The sequence below is a fragment of the Schauerella aestuarii genome (genome assembly GCF_009866805.1).
In the GTDB taxonomy this organism is placed as follows: domain Bacteria; phylum Pseudomonadota; class Gammaproteobacteria; order Burkholderiales; family Burkholderiaceae_B; genus Schauerella; species Schauerella aestuarii.
On sequence record NZ_SIZW01000043.1, the window covers coordinates 545192 to 564561 of the forward strand.

The 19370-nt window shown below is 63.3% G+C and carries 19 protein-coding genes; 15 read left to right on the forward strand and 4 right to left on the reverse strand.

The window, feature by feature from the left end:
* The first annotated feature begins 46 nt into the window (after positions 1 to 46).
* The 14 genes from EYW45_RS21805 (at position 47) to EYW45_RS21870 (ending at position 14904) form a co-directional block, all read left to right on the forward strand.
* The gene (locus EYW45_RS21805) at positions 47 to 1450 is read left to right on the forward strand and encodes a DUF3300 domain-containing protein (protein ID WP_235939176.1); all 1404 of its coding nucleotides are present in this window, start codon (positions 47 to 49) and stop codon (positions 1448 to 1450) included.
* Positions 1451 to 1458: 8 nt separating this feature from the next.
* Positions 1459 to 2316, forward strand: coding sequence for a DUF2950 family protein (locus tag EYW45_RS21810; RefSeq protein WP_161137551.1), 858 nt, complete (start codon positions 1459 to 1461; stop codon positions 2314 to 2316).
* Between the two features lie 56 nt (positions 2317 to 2372).
* Entirely contained in the window at positions 2373 to 3059 is a 687-nt protein-coding gene (locus tag EYW45_RS21815; protein ID WP_161137552.1) for a DUF3313 domain-containing protein, read from the forward strand.
* Between the two features lie 107 nt (positions 3060 to 3166).
* The gene (locus tag EYW45_RS21820; RefSeq protein WP_161137553.1) at positions 3167 to 3847 is read left to right on the forward strand and encodes an isochorismatase family protein; all 681 of its coding nucleotides are present in this window, start codon (positions 3167 to 3169) and stop codon (positions 3845 to 3847) included.
* Positions 3848 to 3895: 48 nt separating this feature from the next.
* Positions 3896 to 5050, forward strand: a complete 1155-nt coding sequence (locus EYW45_RS21825; RefSeq protein WP_161137554.1) for a formylglycine-generating enzyme family protein — start codon at positions 3896 to 3898, stop codon at positions 5048 to 5050.
* 58 nt (positions 5051 to 5108) lie between these two features.
* Positions 5109 to 6077, forward strand: coding sequence for an AAA family ATPase (locus tag EYW45_RS21830; RefSeq protein ID WP_161137555.1), 969 nt, complete (start codon positions 5109 to 5111; stop codon positions 6075 to 6077).
* Positions 6078 to 6092: 15 nt separating this feature from the next.
* The gene (locus EYW45_RS21835; protein ID WP_161137556.1) at positions 6093 to 7046 is read left to right on the forward strand and encodes a DUF58 domain-containing protein; all 954 of its coding nucleotides are present in this window, start codon (positions 6093 to 6095) and stop codon (positions 7044 to 7046) included.
* Positions 7043 to 7531, forward strand: a complete 489-nt coding sequence (locus EYW45_RS21840) for a DUF4381 domain-containing protein (RefSeq protein WP_161137557.1) — start codon at positions 7043 to 7045, stop codon at positions 7529 to 7531. Before EYW45_RS21835 ends, EYW45_RS21840 begins: the two co-directional genes overlap by 4 nt.
* Positions 7518 to 8540, forward strand: a complete 1023-nt coding sequence (locus EYW45_RS21845) for a VWA domain-containing protein (protein ID WP_161137558.1) — start codon at positions 7518 to 7520, stop codon at positions 8538 to 8540. The genes EYW45_RS21840 and EYW45_RS21845 overlap by 14 nt, the downstream gene beginning before the upstream one ends.
* A complete protein-coding gene (locus tag EYW45_RS21850) occupies positions 8525 to 10201 on the forward strand; it encodes a VWA domain-containing protein (protein ID WP_161137559.1) in 1677 nt (558 codons plus the stop codon). The genes EYW45_RS21845 and EYW45_RS21850 overlap by 16 nt, the downstream gene beginning before the upstream one ends.
* Positions 10198 to 11586: a BatD family protein gene (locus EYW45_RS21855; protein WP_161137560.1), complete on the forward strand. Its 1389-nt coding sequence runs from the start codon at positions 10198 to 10200 to the stop codon at positions 11584 to 11586. Before EYW45_RS21850 ends, EYW45_RS21855 begins: the two co-directional genes overlap by 4 nt.
* The gene (locus EYW45_RS21860; protein WP_161137561.1) at positions 11583 to 12605 is read left to right on the forward strand and encodes an HAD family hydrolase; all 1023 of its coding nucleotides are present in this window, start codon (positions 11583 to 11585) and stop codon (positions 12603 to 12605) included. Before EYW45_RS21855 ends, EYW45_RS21860 begins: the two co-directional genes overlap by 4 nt.
* A gap of 86 nt (positions 12606 to 12691) precedes the next feature.
* Complete coding sequence (locus EYW45_RS21865) at positions 12692 to 14311, forward strand: arylsulfatase (protein WP_161137562.1); 1620 nt, start codon at positions 12692 to 12694, stop codon at positions 14309 to 14311.
* Between the two features lie 176 nt (positions 14312 to 14487).
* Positions 14488 to 14904, forward strand: coding sequence for a hypothetical protein (locus EYW45_RS21870; protein ID WP_161137563.1), 417 nt, complete (start codon positions 14488 to 14490; stop codon positions 14902 to 14904).
* A gap of 78 nt (positions 14905 to 14982) precedes the next feature.
* On the opposite strand, the gene EYW45_RS21875 is transcribed toward EYW45_RS21870, so the two are convergent.
* Positions 14983 to 15771, reverse strand: coding sequence for an EcsC family protein (locus EYW45_RS21875; protein WP_161137564.1), 789 nt, complete (start codon positions 15769 to 15771; stop codon positions 14983 to 14985).
* Positions 15772 to 16001: 230 nt separating this feature from the next.
* Between EYW45_RS21875 and EYW45_RS21880 the strand changes: the two genes are divergently transcribed.
* Positions 16002 to 16577: a YbaK/EbsC family protein gene (locus EYW45_RS21880; RefSeq protein WP_161137565.1), complete on the forward strand. Its 576-nt coding sequence runs from the start codon at positions 16002 to 16004 to the stop codon at positions 16575 to 16577.
* Here the strand turns inward: EYW45_RS21880 and EYW45_RS21885 are convergent.
* Genes EYW45_RS21885 through EYW45_RS21895 form a run of 3 tightly spaced genes read right to left on the reverse strand, consistent with a single transcriptional unit; the run spans position 16549 to position 19331 of the window.
* Complete coding sequence (locus EYW45_RS21885) at positions 16549 to 17529, reverse strand: tripartite tricarboxylate transporter substrate binding protein (protein WP_161137566.1); 981 nt, start codon at positions 17527 to 17529, stop codon at positions 16549 to 16551. The genes EYW45_RS21880 and EYW45_RS21885 overlap by 29 nt on opposite strands.
* 15 nt (positions 17530 to 17544) lie before the next feature.
* On the reverse strand, positions 17545 to 18342 hold the full coding sequence (locus EYW45_RS21890; protein ID WP_202444857.1) for an enoyl-CoA hydratase/isomerase family protein: 798 nt from the start codon (positions 18340 to 18342) through the stop codon (positions 17545 to 17547).
* Between the two features lie 20 nt (positions 18343 to 18362).
* Positions 18363 to 19331, reverse strand: coding sequence for a Bug family tripartite tricarboxylate transporter substrate binding protein (locus EYW45_RS21895; protein ID WP_161137567.1), 969 nt, complete (start codon positions 19329 to 19331; stop codon positions 18363 to 18365).
* Between the last annotated feature and the right edge of the window lie 39 nt (positions 19332 to 19370).

Genomic DNA, 19370 nt, shown 5'->3' on the forward strand with positions numbered 1-19370 from the left:
TAGGCGTCACATGCGGCTTCAACAGGCCGGACGTTCAAGGAAGCGAATGATGATGGATCTCGTGAAGTATGCCTCTGCTTATGGGTGGGCGGCCATCGTGTGGTGTGTCGCGCCGGCGGCGCTTGCACAGTCGCAAGCCCCCCGCGCACAGACCGCGCCGCCTACTGTGCCGCCGGCGGCTACGGTTCCTTCTCCCATCACTGCGCCTTCGGCGGCGCAGCTCGATGCGCTGACAGCGCCGATCGCGCTTTATCCCGATGCGTTGGTGTCGCAGGTGCTGATGGCCACGACCTATCCGGATGACGTCGTGGCTGCGGCGCAATGGTCGGCCGCACACGCCAGTGTTTCGGGCGATGCCGCCGTCAAATCGGTGGCCGACCTGAACTGGGATCCCAGCGTGCAGTCGTTGGTGGCGTTTCCATCGGTGCTGGACATGATGGGCCGCCAGCCACAATGGGTGGTCGCGATCGGGAATGCGTTTCTCGATGCGCCTGACAAGGTCATGGATTCGGTGCAGCGGCTGCGCGGGCAGGCGCGCGCCGTGGGTACGCTGACGTCCAACGCCCAGCAGAAAGTGACGACGGCAAATGACGGCGGCAAGACTGTCGTGGTCATTCAGCCTGCCGATCCACAGGTGGTCTATGTGCCGAGCTACAACCCCAATGTGGTGTATGGCGCCTGGCCCTATCCCAACATGCCCCCGGCGTACTATCCGCCGCCGCCCGAGTCGGCTTTTTTCACTGCGGTTGCCGCCGGCATCGGTTTCGGGATCGGCGTGGCGGCTGTGGACTCGCTCTGGGGCGGGTGCGATTGGGGCCGCGGCGATGTGAACATCAACGTCAATCGCTATAACAATATCAACGCCAATCGACGGATCGATGTCTCCGGCGCACGTGCGCAATGGCAGCATAATCCCGCCAATCGTGGATCCACGCCTTACACCACGGCAGGGGCGAACCGCCGCTACGAGGCTGCACGCCAGGCCGGCGTTGCGTCGCGGCCAATGTCGCAACAAGGGTTCGCGCGTGCCGCTTCCACGCCCAGCAATAGTGACCGTGAGGCCGCGCGTCAGCGTGCATCGCAGACCGTACAACAGCGCACAGGCGTGAATATCGGCCACGGTTCGACGGCCACTGCGAATCGCCCTCGCGCCGCGGGCCGCACGGCCGGCGACGGATCGATATCCGGTGCGAGGCACGCGTCACATTCCCCTTCCTTTACAGGCTCGCCACGCGCCTCAGCAGCAGGATCGCACCATGGCGCCGATATCGATCGAGCGCGTTCGGCATCGCGGGCGATGAATCGACCGTCGGCGTTCCAAGGCGCAGGCGACGGTGATGCCATGCGGCGTCAAGCGCAGCGTATAGGTTTGCCTGTGCAAGGCGTGCGCGAGCCTGGAGGACGATTGCCGGGTGGTGGCGGGATGCCGCACGTTCGCGGGCGCGGTTAAGGAGACACATGATGACGATCTGGACGATAGGGTGGACAGTGACGCGCCGGGTGCTCATTGCGATCGCCGCGACAAGCGCGATGATGCTTGCGTCTGCGCAGGGGCATGCCCAGGCGGTCTATCCCAATCCCGGCGCCGCCGCGGATGCGTTGGTAGAAGCAGTCGCCACAAGCGACGATCAGGCGCTTGCACGCGTGCTGGGACGGGATTACCGATCGCTTGTGCCTGACGGGGTGTCGCAGGACGACATCTATGCGTTTCTGGGGGCTGCCGCCCAGCAACGCACGCTGATGGCGGGGGCTGGCAATGCGGTGCTGCTATCGGTCGGCGTACACGGCTGGACGTTCCCGGTGCCGATGGTGCCGACCGCGCGGGGCTGGCATTTCGATCTGGCTGCGGGGCGGCGCGAAATCTCGCGGCGCGCGATGGGGCGTAATGAACTGGCGGCCATCGATGTGCTGTTTCAGCTGGCGACGGCGCAGCAGGATTACATCGCCCGTGGTGCGGGCCAGGGTTACGCCCGCAAGCTGGTCAGCGCACGCGGCACGACCGATGGTTTGTACTGGCCGGCGGCCGATGGTGAACCAGCCAGCCCCGTGGGGCCTGCCGCTTGGGCGATGCTGCCGGATACACCAGTTGCCGATGCGTTCTATGGCTATCGCTTCAGCATCGTACCAATCTCCGCATCGCGTTACGCCATGCTTGCGTGGCCGGCGCAACCGCGCAAGTCCGGTGTGCACATGTTCGTTTATCTAAGCAGCAGTCGCATGCTCGAACGCGTAAGCGACGGCCGCATCCCTACCGCATCCAGCTTGAATGCGCTTTTCGACGGGGTTGTCGGCGATTGGCGCGAGATCGCTTTATAGCGGGCAGTGAAAAGCGCGATGCAACCCTGCTCGCGATATCAACCAAGAGGTCAGCGATGAACACGTCCAGATTGAAAGTCCTGTCCATGTCGGTAGCGGCCGTGGTGCTACTGGCGAGTTGCGCGTCCACCGCGCCGCCCAAGGAATCCGGCTTCCTGCCGGACTACAGCAAGCTGCAGCGAGCCGACGCACCCGGCGGCGGCACGCGTCTGCTGTATGTGAATCCGGCGTTCGTGCCCGCGAACTACGATGCGATCTATCTGGAGCCCTTGCGTTACTACCCCACGCCTCAGCCCAGCGACAAGGTCTCGATGCAAACGCTGGAAACGCTGCGGGTGTATGCCGATCAATCGTTGCGCAGCAAGGTCGGTCAACGTATCCGCATCGTGAACGCGCCAGGTCCGCGTGTAGCGCGGTGGCAGATCGCCGTGACCGCAGTCGGTGCAGATACCGAGGCGTTGAAGGCCTATCAGTACATTCCGATCGGCCTGGCGATCACTGGCGCCATGGCGTTGGCCGAGGGCGGGCGACCCCAGATGGCGTCGATCGCGATCGAGAATCATGTTACCGACAGCACCACGAATGTCTTGCTGTTTGCTTCGGTGCGGGGCGGCACGGGAGAGCAGATCAAGTCTGCATCACAAGGCGCGCCAACCGTTCAGCCCGACGACTTGAAGCCCCTGATCGATCAGTGGACCGACGCCGCAGCGGGTGAGGTGGCGAAGTACGTGAAGTCGAAATGAGCGGGGCTTCGCACGTCGCTGTTGCGGCGTGCGAAGCGAAAGCGAGATGGATGCGAGTCCGCATGCCGTCCCATGATGTTTCACGCGGCACCCTTTGGAGCTTACCTATGGGTCTTCAATACAAACGTCTGCAACAAGACGCCGCCGCAGTGCTGTTCATCGACCATCAAAGCGGTCTGTTCTCGCTTGTGCGCGAGCCGAGCACCGAGCAACTGCGCAACGGCATTCTTGCCCTGGCCGATCTTGCGAAATTCTTCGCTTTGCCGACGGTGCTCACCACATCGTGCGACGACGCCGCCAACGGTCCGCTTATCCATGAGCTGAATTACACATTTCCTGCCGCACCCCTGGTCCGGCGCGATGCTGCGCTCAATGCCTGGGACGATCGCGAAGTGGTCGATGCGGTGCATGCGGCGGGACGCAAGCAGCTGATTGTGTCGGGCGTACTGACGGAAGCCTGTGTGACGTCGACAGTACTGTCTGCCGTGCAGGAAGGCTTCGAGGTGTTCGTGGTTGCCGATGCCTGCGGGAGCTTGAGCCGAACGACGCGTCACAACGCCTGGCGCCGTATGGCCGATGCCGGCGCGCAGATCGTTGATTGGTACAGCGTGGCGTGTGAACTCCAGCGTCAGGTGCGATCGGGCGGCCAGAGTGTGGCCGACATCCTCGTTCGGCACATGTCGGGATACAGCGACATGGTGCAGAGTTTCGAGCGTCTGAAAGTTCGGCGTGTCCGACATCCACGGCCTGCCGCCGCGTTGCGGCACACCGACAATTCGCTGCCCTGAGACCGGGTGCATCGGCACTGCAGTGTGCAACATCATTGGGAGAACGCAATGAAAGCAAACAGACAACTTTTAGTCTTTGGCGCATTTGCCGCATTGGCGCTCGTTGGCGCAGCGGGCGCGGCCGTGTACGACAGCATCTGGCGCGCGCCGCATCCGCTCGCAGCGAAAGTGGTGCAGGGTGATGGCAAGCGCGGTCCGTTGCACATGGTGTGGGTGCCGGATGGCACGTTCATGATGGGCAGCAGCCATAAACTGGCGCAGCCGAACGAGATGCCCGCGCATCAGGTCAAGCTCACGGGTTTCTGGATGGATACCAATGCGGTGACGAACGCGGCGTTTCGGCGCTTCGTGCAGGCGACCGGCTATGTCACGACGGCCGAACGCCCGCCCAGGTGGGACGATCTGCGGGTGCAATTGCCGCCCGGTACGCCGCGTCCCGACGACAGCCTCCTGGTTCCGGGCGCCATGGTGTTCGTCGGTACGGCCGAGCAGGTGTCATTGCGTGATTTTTCGCAGTGGTGGCGGTTCGTGCCCGGCGCCAACTGGCAACATCCACGGGGGCCCGGCAGCACGATCGAAGGCCGCGACGATCATCCGGTGGTGCAAGTGTCGTACGAGGATGCGGCGGCCTATGCGGCGTGGGCCGGAAAGCGTTTGCCGACGGAAGCCGAATGGGAGTTCGCGGCACGCGGCGGGCTGGAACAGGCCAATTACGCCTGGGGCAATGAGCGCGCACCCAACGGTCAGGCCATGGCCAATATCTGGGACACGCAACAGGCACAACCGTTCCCCGTGGTAACGGACGAGAAAATCGCCGTGGGCACCACACCGGTCGCGGCGTTTCCGCCAAACGGATACGGCTTGTACGACATGGCGGGCAACGTATGGCAGTGGACGGCAGACTGGTATCGCGCGGATTTCTTCAAGACGCAGGCGCAGTATCGTCAGGCGCCGCTGGACCCTGCAGGTCCCAAGGAAAGTTTCGACCCCGAAGATCCTGGCGTCCCGGTCTCGGCGCCGAAGCGGGTAACGCGAGGCGGCTCGTTTTTGTGTAGCGACACCTATTGCATCAGCTACCGCACGAGTGCCCGGCGCGGCACCGATCCGATGAACGGTATGTCGCATCTCGGCTTTCGCACGGTGATGACACCCGATCAATGGAAGATGGCGCAGGCGCGCGAGAAACAACTCGTGCGCCGCTAGCGGCACGCTGCTGTCGTTCCCTTCGGTTTCGTCCAACGGTTGCCAAGAGAGTGCACTTATGTCGGACCGCGAATCCATACTCAAGCTCGAGCAGGTCATCACCCAATCGGTGCTCGGCCAAGGTGTTGTCGTCAGGCAGGTCGTCATGGGCTTGCTGGCCGACGGCCACGTGCTTCTGGAGAGTTTGCCAGGGCTTGCCAAGACACGCACCGTCAAGGCATTGGCGCGCCACATGACGGCCGAGATGAGCCGCATTCAGTTCACGCCGGATCTGCTGCCTTCGGATATCACGGGGGCGGAGGTACTCAAGCAACATGCGGGTGTCAACGAGATCGTGTTTCAGCGCGGCCCGCTCTTCGGCAACATCATTCTCGCCGATGAGATCAACCGGGCACCGGCCAAGGTGCAGGCGGCGTTGCTCGAAGCGATGGAAGAGCGGCAGATCACGGTTGCCGGGGTGTCGCATCCGATGCCGTCTCTCTACATGGTGCTCGCGACCCAGAATCCGATCGAGCAGGAGGGCACCTACGCGCTTCCCGAAGCACAAATGGATCGGTTCCTGATGAAGATTGTGCTCGACTATCCCGATGCGGCAAGCGAGGCACAGGTGTTGTCCCTGCTCAGACAGGAAGCCCGAAACGTGGTGGCGGAAGACGATTTCAAAGTCACGCAAGAGGCGCTATTCGACTGCCGGCGCGCGATCGCATCGATTCATGTGAGCGATCTGCTGGACACGTATGTGGTCGATCTGGCCAACGCCACGCGCCGGCCGTCGGACTACGACAAGGATCTTGCCCGCTGGATCGACGTGGGGAGCAGCCCGCGCGGCGCGATCGCGCTGGATCGTGTGGCACGAACGCATGCGTTTCTGAGTGGCGCCGACTTCGTCTCGCCGGACAACGTTCGCGCCGTCATCCATCCTGTACTGCGCCACCGGCTGCACCTGACGTATGACGCGATGGTCGATGGGGTGGGCCCGGATCAGGTAATCGATCGCCTGATCGATGTGGTGGCCATCCCGGTTTAGCGAGCACGCACGATCATGACAACGCGAACGCCCTCCGCCGATAACGATGTTTATGTGGACATGACCGATCTCATGTCGCAGGAGGCCTGGGCGCAAGGATTGAGTTTTGCCGGCCATCAACCGGTAGGCAGCATTCTCGCTGGACAGCATGGTTCGAAAGTGCGCGGCCGGGGGCTCGACTTCGATACCCTGCGGCAGTATCTGCCCGGCGACGATCTTCGGCAGCTCGACTGGCGCGCATCCCTGCGCTTCAACAAGCCTTACGTACGCACGTATCTGGAAGAGAAAGATCGTACGGCATGGGTGGTGGTCGATCAGCGAATGAGCATGTTCTTTGGCTCGACGTTGTACTTCAAGTCGGTGGTGGCGGCGCGTCTGGCAGCGCTCGCGGCATGGATGGCCTACCGCGCGGGCGACCGGGTGGGCGGCATCGTAATCGGCGACAGCGGCATCGAAAGCGTGAAGCCGCTGCGCAGCCGCGCCCGCATCCAGCAACTGTGCGGCGCGATCGTCAAACGCAATCGTGAGCTCTGCGCCATCAAGCGCGCGGAGGATGCCAACGGGCGACTGAACGACGCGTTGCGGACGGCGCTCGCGGTCGCTTCGCACAACGGATTGATCATCATCGTGAGCGACTTCGCAGGCGCGAACGACGACACCGTGCGGCTGTTGCGGGGCTTGGCGGCGCATAACGACATCGTGGCGGTTCTGGTGTTCGACCCGATGGCGGCGAACCTGCCGAGCACGGGCCAGGTCGTCGTCACGCAAGGCGAATTGCAACTCGACATTCGACTGGGCCGGCGCGTCGTGCATCAACCGCTGCGCGCGTTCTTCAGCGAGCGCCTGGCGCATGTGGATGCGCTACTCAAACGCGCGCGGTTGCCGTTGCTGGCCATCAGCACGGCCGACGATACCGTGCTGCAACTGCGTCGCGAGTTGGGCCGGCAAGGAAAGGGGCTGCGGCGATGAGCGACACGGCGGCCAAGATCGAGCAACTGCAGCAGCTTCCCTTGCCGCCTGCGGTGGCGTGGCTGCCGCAAACCTGGGGCTGGGCGGTCGTGGCGGGAGCGTTGGCGTGTGCGCTTGTGGTGAGTGCCGCGCTGTGGCTGCGGCACCATCGAAGAAATCGCTACCGACGCGAGGCGATCGTCGCGCTGCAGCGCATGAAGGCCGCCGCCCAGGCCGATCGTCGAGCTATTCGGCAACTTCCGGTGCTGCTCAAACGCGTCACGCTCGCGGCGACTCCCGATCGCTATGCGGCGTCATTGACCGGGAACGCTTTCGTGACCTATCTGCAATCCACCGGGGGCCGGTTTCCCGACAATGCGGGTGCAGTGCTCACCACGCTCGCCTATGGCGACGATGCGGCTCTCGCTGCTTTGTCCGAGCCGGGTCTGGCGCTCGTCATTCATGCAAGCGAAATGTGGGTGGAGCGGCATCATGTGGCGACTTGACTACCCCTGGCTGCTGGTCGTGCTCGCGGCCGGGCTGGCCGCCTACCGCTGGCTGCCGCCCTATATGGAGCCGCGCAGCGCGCTGCGCGTGCCGTTCTTCGACGAGATCGCGGCGGCGACCGGGCAGCGGGCCAGCCTGCCGGGGCTGCGCCGATCGCCGATGCAACGGGCCGTCTACACCCTCGTTTTTGCCTTGGCAGTGCTTGCGCTGTGCCGTCCGGTTCGCGTGGAGCCGCCGATTGTGCATCATCAAGCGGTGCGCGACATGGTCCTGGCCGTCGATATTTCGCAATCGATGGAGACGGTCGATATTGCGGCGGCCGGTGCGGCGCCGCGCGATCGATTGAGCGTGGTCAAAGCGGTCGTGAATACGTTTATCGCGGCGCGCACGGACGACCGCATTGGGCTGACGATCTTCGGCAGTGCCGCTTATCCGCAGGCGCCGTTGACGATGGATCACAGCACCGTTCAGGATCTGCTGGCACAACTGCAGCCCGGCATGGCGGGACCGAATACAGCCATCGGTGACGCCATCGGGCTGGCGATCAAGCAATTCGACCAAACGCCTGCCGCCGACAAGATTCTGATTTTGCTGACCGACGGCGCCGATACCGGAAGCGCCATTCCGCCCGGACAAGCCGCACAGATAGCCGCGCAACGCAAGATCGTCATTCACACGATCGGCATCGGCGACCCTAATTCGCAAGGCGAAGGTCGGGCAGATTTCGCGGCATTGCAATCGATTGCGCAGCTCACCGGCGGAAGATTCTTCAGTGCCGCCGATGCGGATGCGTTGGCAGCGGTGTACGAGACATTGAACCGGTCGATTCCGCACGACACCACGGTGATTTCCCATCAGCCCAAACACGATTTCTTCTGGGTGCCCCTGGGAGCCGCGCTGGCGCTGCTGGTGCTGTTGCAGCTTTACCTGATGGCGGCAGCCTATTGGACACAAACGCGGACGCAGACGCGCGCCGCACGCGGGGAGGCGGCATGGCCATCGACCTGAGCGCCTTTCATTTTCTGCGGCCGTGGGGATTGTTGCTGCCTGTGGCGGGCCTGCTGACCTGGTGGGGCTGGTCGTCGTTGCAGCGCGCGCGGCAGCTGCGTTTGACGGGCATCGCGCCGCACCTGCTGCCCTATCTGATCGTGCAACCCACGCAGCGCCAGGGCTGGCGGCCTGTGCATACCGTGACGGCGTTGCTTGTGCTCGGCGGCGTCGCGGTAGCGGGACCGACATGGCAACAGGATCGGCCCGATTTTCTCGACGATCAAGCGTCGCTCATCGTTGCCTTGGCCCTGGCGCCCTCGATGGACGCCAGCGATATCCAACCCTCCCGCATGGACGCGGTGCAGCGCAAAATGCTGGATCTCGTGGCGCAGCGCAAGGGGGCCAAGACAGGCTTGCTTGTGTATACCGGCCGCGCGCATACCGTGTTGCCCTCGACCGACGATCCCGCATTGATGGGGTTGTTCATTCGTGCGCTGGCGACCGATCTGCTTTCCGATCCCGGCACAAACGCGGCAGCCGCGATCGCGTTGGGTCAGTCCTTGCTGGCCAAGGCGGGACGCGGCGGCTCCATCGTGCTGATGACCGACGGCAATGACGCAGCCAGCCTGCCCGAGGTGGAGCGGTTGACCCGATCAAGCGATGTGCAGGTGCTCATCCTTGCCGTGGGTGCGGTGGATGGCGGCGTGCTGCGGGATGTGACGGGCGCCGTGCGCGTCGATGCGCGAGGCTTGCCCGTCGTCGGCCGCTTCGATGCGGACGGCCTCAAGCGGTTGGCCATGGCCGCCGGGGCACCGCTGGGCAGCATGACGGTCAACGGCGACGATCTCGAATGGATCGCGCGTCACGCGCAGCGTCATTTCAGCGACGTTCGAGCCAGGGATGCCGGGGCGCACTGGAAGGACGCGGGCTATTGGCTCTGCTTGCCCCTCGTTTTATTGGCGGGGGTGTGCCTGCGACGGGGCTTTGCCGTGAATTGGCTGGCGGGCGTGATGATGATCGTGATCATGGCGGCAGCGGCGCCTGCGCAGGCAGGGCCGCTGGCCGATGCGTTCGCCACGCGCGATCAGCAAGGGCGTTGGGCCTTTGAGCACGGCCGCTATGGCGACGCTGCGGCGCTGTTCGTCGATCCGTATTGGAAAGGACGCGCCGCGTATGAGGCGGCGGATTTCGAACAGGCGCTCGATGCGTTTGCGCATGTCGAAACCGCCGAAGGCTACTTTTACATCGGCAATACGCAGGCACGGCTGCAGGCCTATCCTGCCGCGATTGCGGCGTATGACGAAGCGCTGCGCCGTCGTGTCGACTTCCCGCAAGCCACGTTCAATCGCCAACTGGTGCGCCGGTTGCAGGCTGAACGCGATAAAGCGCGCGAGGGTGCCGATCCCAGCGAGAAGGCGGATAAGCTCGTATTCGATAACGACAAGCAGCGCGGCAAGACGGGCCGCGTGACTACACCAGGCGCGGATTCGGCCGAGTTGTGGCTGAGCAATCTAACGACTTCGCCTGCGGATTTTCTGCGCCGCAAATTCCTGAGCGACGAAGCCGCGCCGCCGTCGGCACCGGTGCCGTCACCGGTTTCTCCGTCTTCATCCACGCCCGTGCCTGTGCCGTTTCCGTTGTCTGCGCCGGCATCCGTAGCAGCCGGGAGCCCATCATGAGACGCGCAGCGATTCTGGTCGGCGCATGGCTGATGTGCGGCGTTGCCGCAACGGGGCCTGCGCATGCCGGCGACGTGATGCCGCTTGTGCAGGTTGAGGCGCGCATCGATCCGGCCGGCCCGCTTTCGGTGGGCGTGCCTGCACGCTTGCAGATCGATGTATCGACGTCGACCTGGTTTTCGCAACCCCCGGTGTTGCCGCCGATCGATATCGTGGATGTGGCCGTGGCCTCGCCGCAGGGCAGCGCCGACAGTTTGAGCGTCAATCGGGACGGCGTGGCGCTCACGGTGCTGCGCTACACCTACGTGCTCACACCAACCGCAGCGGGGCCGATCACCATCCCCGCGCTGAAGGTGCGCGTGATGGCCGGTGGCGCCACACAGGCGATTGACGTGCAATCGCGGCCACTTGCTACTCGTGCGGCGGTGCCCGTCGGTGCGGAAGCGATCGGCCTGGGATCGCGGTCTTTTGCCGCCACCGCCGTGCGGGCAACGCAGCGCTTCACACAACCGCAGACGCCGTTGCGCACGGGCGAATCGGTCATGCGGGAGGTGACGCTCGTAGCCGACGGCGCGCAAGCCATGTTGATGCCGCCACCAGCATTCGCGGACGTTGAAGGCGCCGTGCGCTACGACGGGGCGGCCGACGTTGTGACGTTGACGGACGGGCGGGGGGGTGTGACCGGCGGGCGCCGCGTGGATCGCGCGTCGTATGTGAAAGCCGATCCTGGTGCCTTGGCGCTGCCACCGATCGAGATCACATGGTGGAACATTCAGCGCGGGAAGGTCGAAACGCTTTCGCTGCCTGGCGCCTCGGTCGACGTGGTCGCCGCGCCTGCCACCGCGGCGCCATTTTCCATCGCGGCCGATTTAACGCAATTGCGCCAGGGCACCCGACGTGTGCTGCACGGCGCCACGATCGCCATGGGTACCGTCGCGCTGCTCCTCATCGTGGTGCTGGCAGTGCTCTGGCGGTATCGGCGTGCGCTGGGTCAGCGGACGCGCGCGCTGTGGGTCAAGGCGCGGCGCCGATGGCGATCGTCCGAGTCTTACGCCTGGCGACGCCTGCGCCAGTCGCGCCACGGCGATCCGGATCCAAACGCCCTCTATCTGTGGCTGCGCCGCATCCGTGGCACGCGAACCTTGTCGGCCGCACTCGATCCGCTGCCGCCTCATTACGCCGTGCAGGCCGACGCGTTCATGCGGCGCGGCTATGGCGCGCACCGACCGCAATGGGAAGGTAACGCTGCCTTTATCGACATGCTGATCGCCTTGCGGCGGCGGTTCAAACACGCAAATCCATCGATGCTTAGGCATTCGCTGGCCCCCTTGAATCCTCGGCCGCCACGTGAGTCGGCACGGTCCGCAAAAGGAGATTGGATATGACATCGCACTCGATCCATAGACGTTTGGCGATCGCCTGGGCCTATGCGCTGGCCCTGTTGCTCACGACGGGCGCGATGAGCGCGGCGTTGGCGCAAGAGCCCTTGCCGTCGTGGCGCGACGGACCTTCCAAACAAGCGATCGTCGCGTTCGTCGAGACGGTGACCAATGCCGGAACGCCCGACTTCGTGCCGCAGGAAGACCGAATCGCCGTATTCGACAACGACGGCACGCTGTGGAGCGAACAACCGATGTACTTCCAGATCATCTTCGCCTTGGACGAAGTGAGGAAGATGGCGCCGCAGCATCCGGAGTGGAAGACCACGCAGCCCTTCAAGGCCGCAATCGAGCGCGATTACGCTGCGCTTGGCCAGTCGGGTGCGCAAGGACTCATGAAGATCCTGGCGGTGACCCACACCAACATGACCACCGATGCTTTCGCCGGAAAAGTGAAGGCCTGGATCGCCAGTGCGCAGCATCCCCGATTCAAACAGCACTATTCGAAGCTCACTTTTCTACCCATGCATGAACTGCTGGACTACCTGCGTGCCAATGGTTTCAAGGTCTACATCGTATCGGGCGGCGAAGTGGCTTTCATGCGCGCCTGGACGCAAGACGCCTACGGCATCCCGCCCGAGCAGGTCATCGGCAGCACCGTCGTGACGCAATTCAAAATGGTGGATGGCAAGCCGGTATTGATGCGCACACCCAAGCTCGATTTCAACGATGACGGACCGGGCAAGCCCGTCTCCATCGACAAGTTCATCGGCCGGCGTCCCATCTTCGCTTTCGGCAATTCGGATGGCGATCTGCAGATGCTGCAGTGGACGATGGCCGGCAGCGGCAAACGATTCGCGGGCCTGGTGCATCACACCGATGCGAAACGCGAATGGGCCTACGACCGCCAGTCGAAGATCGGACGTCTGGATCGGGCGCTGGATGAAGCCACGCAGCGTGGCTGGACCGTGGTCGATATGGCGAACGAATGGAACCGTGTCTATGCATTCGAAACGAATCCCTGAAAGGGGGGGTGGTAGTCGTACGTGAAAGTCGGAAGAGCAGTCGAAGTCGCGTCGCAAGACTCACTATTTCACTGGGAGTTCCAATCATGAGAAGCAAGCGCATCATCACATTGACGTTGGCTGCCGGCATGTTTGCCGGCGGCTTCGGGTGGCAGGCCTCTGCCGCCACGGGTGCTTCGGGCACCGTCAGTCAGCCGCCGGTGCAACCGGCAGCGTCGCCGGCCACCCCACAGGCAAGCGGCAAAAAGCCCAATATTCTCGTTCTTATGGGCGACGATATCGGGCTGTGGAACCTGAGCATCTGGAACCGCGGCATGATGGGGTTCAACACGCCCAATATCGACAGCATCGGCCAGCAAGGGGCACTCCTTTCCACCTATTACGGTCAGCAAAGCTGCACCGCCGGGCGGGCCGCCTTCATCACCGGGCAAAGTCCTTTCCGTACCGGATTGACGAAGGTGGGTCTGCCGGGTGCCGCGGTAGGACTGCAAAAAGAAGATCCCACGATTGCCGATATGTTGAAACCCCTGGGTTACGCCACGGCGCAATTCGGCAAGAATCACCTTGGCGATCGCGACGAGTATCTGCCCACGGCACACGGGTTCGACGAGTTCTTCGGCAACCTCTATCACTTGAACGCGGAGGAGGAGCCGGAGAATCCCGACTATCCCAAGGATCCCGAGTTTCGCAAGAAGTTCGGGCCGCGCGGTGTGATCAAGGCGACGGCAGACGGCAAGATCGAAGACACCGGGCCGCTCAACAAAAAGCGGATGGAGACGGTCGATCTGGAGTTCATCGGCGCGAGCAAGAATTTCATCGAGCGTCAGGTCAAAGCCGACAAGCCCTTCTTCGTGTGGCTCAACACCACCCGCATGCATGTGTTCACACACCTGAGCCCCAATGCGGACGGCAAGACCGGTTTGGGCCTGCAAGCCGACGGGATGACCGAGCATGACGGTCAGATTGGCGAGATGTTGAAATTCCTGCAGGATCAGGGCGTCGCCGACAACACCATCGTGATCTACACCACGGATAACGGCGCCATGAAGAACATGTGGCCCGACGGGGGCGTATCGCCTTTCCGATCCGAGAAGGACACCAACTGGGAAGGGGCGGTTCGCGTACCTGCGCTGGTGCGTTGGCCGGGCGTGATTCAGCCGGGCACCGTGCTGCCGGGTATGTTCTCCGCTGAGGATTGGCTGCCCACATTGCTCGCGGCCGCGGGTGACGCCGATGTCAAGGCCAAGCTCCTGAAAGGGACGACGGTAGGCGCAAAGTCGTTCAAGGTGCATCTCGATGGGTACAACCAGTTGCCGATGCTCAAAGGCGAAGTGACGGAATCGCCGCGCAAGGAGTTCGTCTATTTTGACGACGATGGTGGGCTCGTGGCGTATCGCGATGAACGCTTCAAGTACAACTTTGGGGTGCAGTACGCCAAAGGCATGGAGATCTGGCGCAATCCGCTCACGACCTTGCGTGCGCCGATCATCATGGATTTGAAGGCCGATCCCTTCGAGTATTCGGTGGACGGATCCATCTTGTACGAGAAGTGGTTTGTGGATCGTGCGTTTCTGCTGCTGCCGGCAGTGGAGAAAGTGGGCAATTATCTGGCCACTTACAAGGATTTTCCGCCGCGGCAACGTCCCGCTTCATTCTCGATCGATCAGGTTATCGAGAAGCTCAACGCCAGCACAAAGCAGCGGTAGCGGATGGCAGATACCCCTGAGCATGTGGTTCGACGCGCGCCGATTATCGACCGCGTCGAATCGCAGGCAGGAAAGCCGCATGCTGTCGCGCCTGGGCATGCTCCCGTCAGACTGCGACGTGCCCGGGAATTGAATCGCCATGTCGATTTCCACATGGGATCGAACGGAGAAATGCAATGCTGAATTCATACACAACGCGGCCAGCGTATTCCTGGTCGAGAAGTACGCTCGCGATCATTCTCCTGGTGGGTGTGAACGGTGTCGGTCACGCTCAGATATACGGACAACCTCTCAAGGATTCGCTCTTCGGATCGATGACGAAGGAGGAGAATGCGGCGTTTACCAACGCGAGCGCGAAAGCGCTCAACAACGCGAAGGACGGCGCTGTGACGCTATGGCAAAGTCCCTCGACACGCAAAACAGCAATTTCCGGCCAGGTGTATGCCGATGGCACTGCTGCACCCGTTGCCGGCAACACCTGCCGCAAGCTGCACGCGACGTTCATGCAAGGCACCGCGCGCGAGAATTGGTTGTTTTCCATGTGCCGGCAGCCCGATGGAAAGTGGAAAGCCGCTTCGCAAACGAAAGCATAGCGGCGGGGATCGAACGATGTGCGTTTGCGTATTCATGCCGACGGACGGCGCGCGATCGGGAGGGCATTCCCCAATCGCTCAACCCTTGAGCGGCAGTGCCTTGTAGGCGTCCTGCACAGCGCTTACGCCATACTGCCGCTCGAGCCGGCGCACCACGAAGTGGCCGCGCGCCATATTCTGGAAGTGCGTGATGAAAAGCAGGTTGACCGCAGCGCCGCCGACGGCACCCACGACCGGCACCAATTGTGCCGCGAGCTTTTCGGTGTAGGCCACCCCAAGTCGTTCGGCCACTTTCTTGATCAAGGCCACGAGTGCCGGGGTGGACGAGTCGGTGCCGGCTTTGGTCAGAAAATCGGTGGCGGCCTTGACCTGTTGCGTCATGGCGGCGCGCACCGCGTAGTAGCCACTATCGAAAGCATCGTCGTCATCCGATGCGCCACCCAGCGCAAACACCTCCACGCACGCCAGCAGGGTGGCGGCTTCTTTCACCGATTCGCCTTCGCTGCGTGCGATATCCGCGATCGATCGAAAAATAATGCCGGTGGTAACGGGCACTTCGGCCAGCAGCGCCCAGGCGCCGAAAAACCCGCCCACACCACCGGACACCGCGGCGCCGAGCGTATGCAGCTTGGTCGACGGGGTGCCGCCGGGGGTGTCTTTCATCGTGCGCGCTGCACCCGTGGCCACTTTCAGCAGGGCGCTTTCGATGGCATCGCCGAGCTTGCGATGAACGCCGTCGGGCAGGCGCTTCAAGGCCGCTTCGATCGGCGCGCCAACCACGTTCGTGACTTGCGCGGCAAAACCCGGATTTTCGAGTAGCGTTTTCGCACGCTGCAGCGCCGTCAGGTCTTGCGTAGAGAGAGTCATGATGACGCCATGGCTGGAAGACGCGCCCGAGGGCTGGGAGGTCGACATATCGTTCATTCTGGGTCGATTGTAGGGGTGAAACAGGTTGAGCGACGTGTGCAATAGCCGTGCCGAGCGCCATGGCGCTATCGCGATCGGGTCTGCGCCTCGGCACTCTGGGCGCACGATATGATGCGGAAGCGATCCGGTTCGTCGCATCGCGCACCTCGACCACGTCCCAAGGAGCCTGTATGTCGTCCGCTGTTGGCGCTGCCGCCATTGCGCAGCACGTTATCGCACGCGATCGCATTGCGGCACATCTTCCTGCGTGCGTGGCCGATGCGGCCCCGCTGGACGATTTGATTGTGTTTGCCGTGCCCGATGACGCGTCGGACACGGCCGCCTTCAGCGCGCGGTTCGGTTTCGGCCTGGAAGATTGCGCCAATACCATCATCGTCAAATTCAAGAAGGCAGGGGGCGAGCATCACGCCGCGTTGGTATCGCTCGGGTCGCGGCGCCTGGATGTGAACGGCGCGGTCAAGGCGGCGCTCGGTGCGCAGCGGTTGTCGTTCGCCAAGCGCGAAGACGCCACCGAGAAAACCGGCATGGCGTTCGGCGGCATCACGGCCTACGGCTTGCCCGCCGATTGGCCGGTGCTGGTGGATGCCGCCGTGCTCACGCGCGATCAGGTGGTGATGGGCGCCGGCGTGCGGGAGGCGAAGCTGTTGCTCGATCCCCAACTGCTCGCGTCTTTACCCAACGTCACGGTGCTGCCATTGACGTTGGACGAGACCGCCGCTACTCCGGCTGTATCCCCGCCTCTTTGACCACCGCGCCCCATTTTTCGATATCGGCATGTACCTGCCGGTCCATGTTGGCCGGGCTGTCGAACGCCACTTCATAGCCCTGTTCCTTCATCTGCGTGGCCATGGCGGGTTTGGCCACGGCGCGCCCCAGCGCGGCGTTGAGCTGCGCGACGATCGCATCGGGCGTGCGGCGCGGTGCCATGATGCCGTACCAGATACGCACTTCGTAGCCGGGCACGATCTCGCCCACGGCAGGCATATCGGGGAAGCTGGCGACGCGCTTGGAGTCGGCCACCGCCAATGCGCGCAGCTTGTTGCTTACCATGAACGGCTGCCCCGAATTGATCGCGGCCGATACCAGACCGATATGGCCTGCCATGCCGTCGCTCAACGATTGACTCGATCCTTTGTACGGCACGTGGGTCATTTTCACGCCGGTCATGTGCGTCATCAATTCGACTGCCAGATGCTGCGGCGTGCCTACGCCCGGCGTGCCGTAGCTGATCGCGTTGGGATGGCCCTTCGCATAGGTAATCATGTCGTTGAATGACGCATAGGGCGAGGCGGGGCTCGTGAGCAAGACGATCGGTGAATTGGCAATCACGCCCACGCCTCGAATATCGCGCTCCAGCTCGAAAGGCTGATTCTTGTAAAGACTGGGGTTGATGGTGACGGTGTTGGCGGCCAGGAGCAACGTGTACCCATCGGGTGTCGCGCGTGCCACCGCTTCGGTCGCGATATTGCCGCCTGCGCCCGGACGGTTTTCGACGATCACCGGTACGTTGAGTTCTTCGGCGAGATGCTGGGCAGCGATGCGCGCGATCAGATCGGTGCCGCCGCCTGCGGCATAGCCCACGATCAAGCGCACCGCGTGATCGGGAAAGCGCTGCGCATAGGCGGGGGAGAGGGCGCCGGCGGCGGCTATAGCCGCCGTGATCATCACAGCGGCGAGGGTGCGGGACAGTGCATGCATGGCGATCTCCCAGCCTCAGCGGCCAGAGAACTGCGGTTTACGCTTCTCAAGGAAGGCGCGTGCGCCTTCCGCATGGTCTTCACTCAACAAGGCGACGGACTGCGCCCAGGACTCGGCGTCCAGAAACGTTTCGAGAGCGGGGGTGTCAACGTGCTTGAACATCCGCTTGCCCAATGCGAACGCCAACGTGGGGCCGGCGGCGAGCGTGTGCGCGTGGGCGAGGGCGGTGTCAAACAGCGCCTCGGCGGCAACCACCTGCTCGACGAGTCCGAGCGCAAGCGCTTCCTCGGCCGGTACCTTGCGTCCCGACAGCACCAGCGCCTTCGCCCGCAGCACGCCCAGATTCTGCGCCAGAAAAAACACGCCGCCGCCATCCGGGGTGAGGCCCACGTTCTTGAACACCTGTGCGAAGTAGGCGTCGTCAGCGGCAATGATCGTGTCGCAAGCCAACGCCATGCTCCAGCCGATACCCACCACCGGCCCTTGCACGGCGGCAATCACGGGCTTATCGATGCGCGCGAGATTGATGATCATGCGATGCGCGCGCTTGAGCCGATCCTGCGCCGAATCCACGGTGAACGCACCCATCGAGGTCACGTCGCCGCTGGCACAGAATGCACGGCCCGCGGCGCACAGCAACACGGCGCGCACCTCGGGGTCGCGGCTAAGCGACTCGAATACCGAGCCCATCTTTTCCTTCATGGGCTCGGCCAGGGCATTCAGCCGATCGGGCCGGTTCAGGCGCACGATGGCCACGCCGCCATCGCGCTCGACGGTGACGCGTTCGTCGAGCATGGGATCCGGCGGATCCATGGGAAGGTCCTCGTGCGGCGTCATTGCGGTTCGATCCCGGCTTGCTTCACCTTGTCGCCCCATACACCCAACTGCCGCTGCACATAAGGGCCGAACTCGCTGGCCTTGAAGGGCGTCGGCTCGGCGCCCATCTGCGTGAGCTTATCCTGCACTTCCTTGGAGGACACGATCTTGTAGAGCTCGGTGCTCAATCGATCCGACACGGCTGGCGGCATCTTGGCGGGACCGAAGATGCCGACCCATGCCGCCAGGTCAAACCCAGGCTGACCGAGTGCTTCGGAGATCGAGGGCAGCTTCGGCGCGAGTGCACTGCGCTTTTCGGTGGACACGGCGAGCGCCTTCAGGCTGCCGGCTTCGATCTGCCCCGCGGCCGACGCCAGATCCACAAACATGAACGATGCCCGTCCGCCGATCACGTCCGTCATCGCCTGCGGCGTGCTCTTGTAGGGAATGGCATCGGCCCCCAGGTTGCTGATCTTGTTGAACGAGGCTGCGGCGATCTGGCCGGTGCTGTTGCCATACGCGTAGTTCATCGTGTCGCGATGCGTTTTGGCGTAAGAGACGAGTCCTTTCACGTCGTCCACCCCCAGCTTCGAACTCACCACCAGCACGAACGGGAAGTTGCACACCTGCACGAGCGGGGTGAAATCCTTGATGGGGTCGTAGCGCAACGTGGTGAAGAGATAAGGGTTGGACGAGTGCGTGGTGTTGGTGGCCAGCATCAGCGTATAACCGTCGGGGTCGGCGCGTGACACGAAATCGCTGGCCACCTGGCCCGAGGCGCCGGGTTTGTTTTCGACGATCACGGGCTGGCCCAGCGCCGCACCCAGTCGTTCGCCCAGCATGCGGGCCACGATATCGCTGGCGCTGCCGGCGCCGAACGCCGTCACCATGCGAATGGGTTTATTGGGATAGGTGTCCGCCGCGTGGGCCGTGGCAGCAACGGCCAGGCACGCGGCAATGCAGAACGGTTTGAAAGGGAATCGCATGGTTTGTCTCCTGGGTAGACGCCGGACTCTGATGGCCGA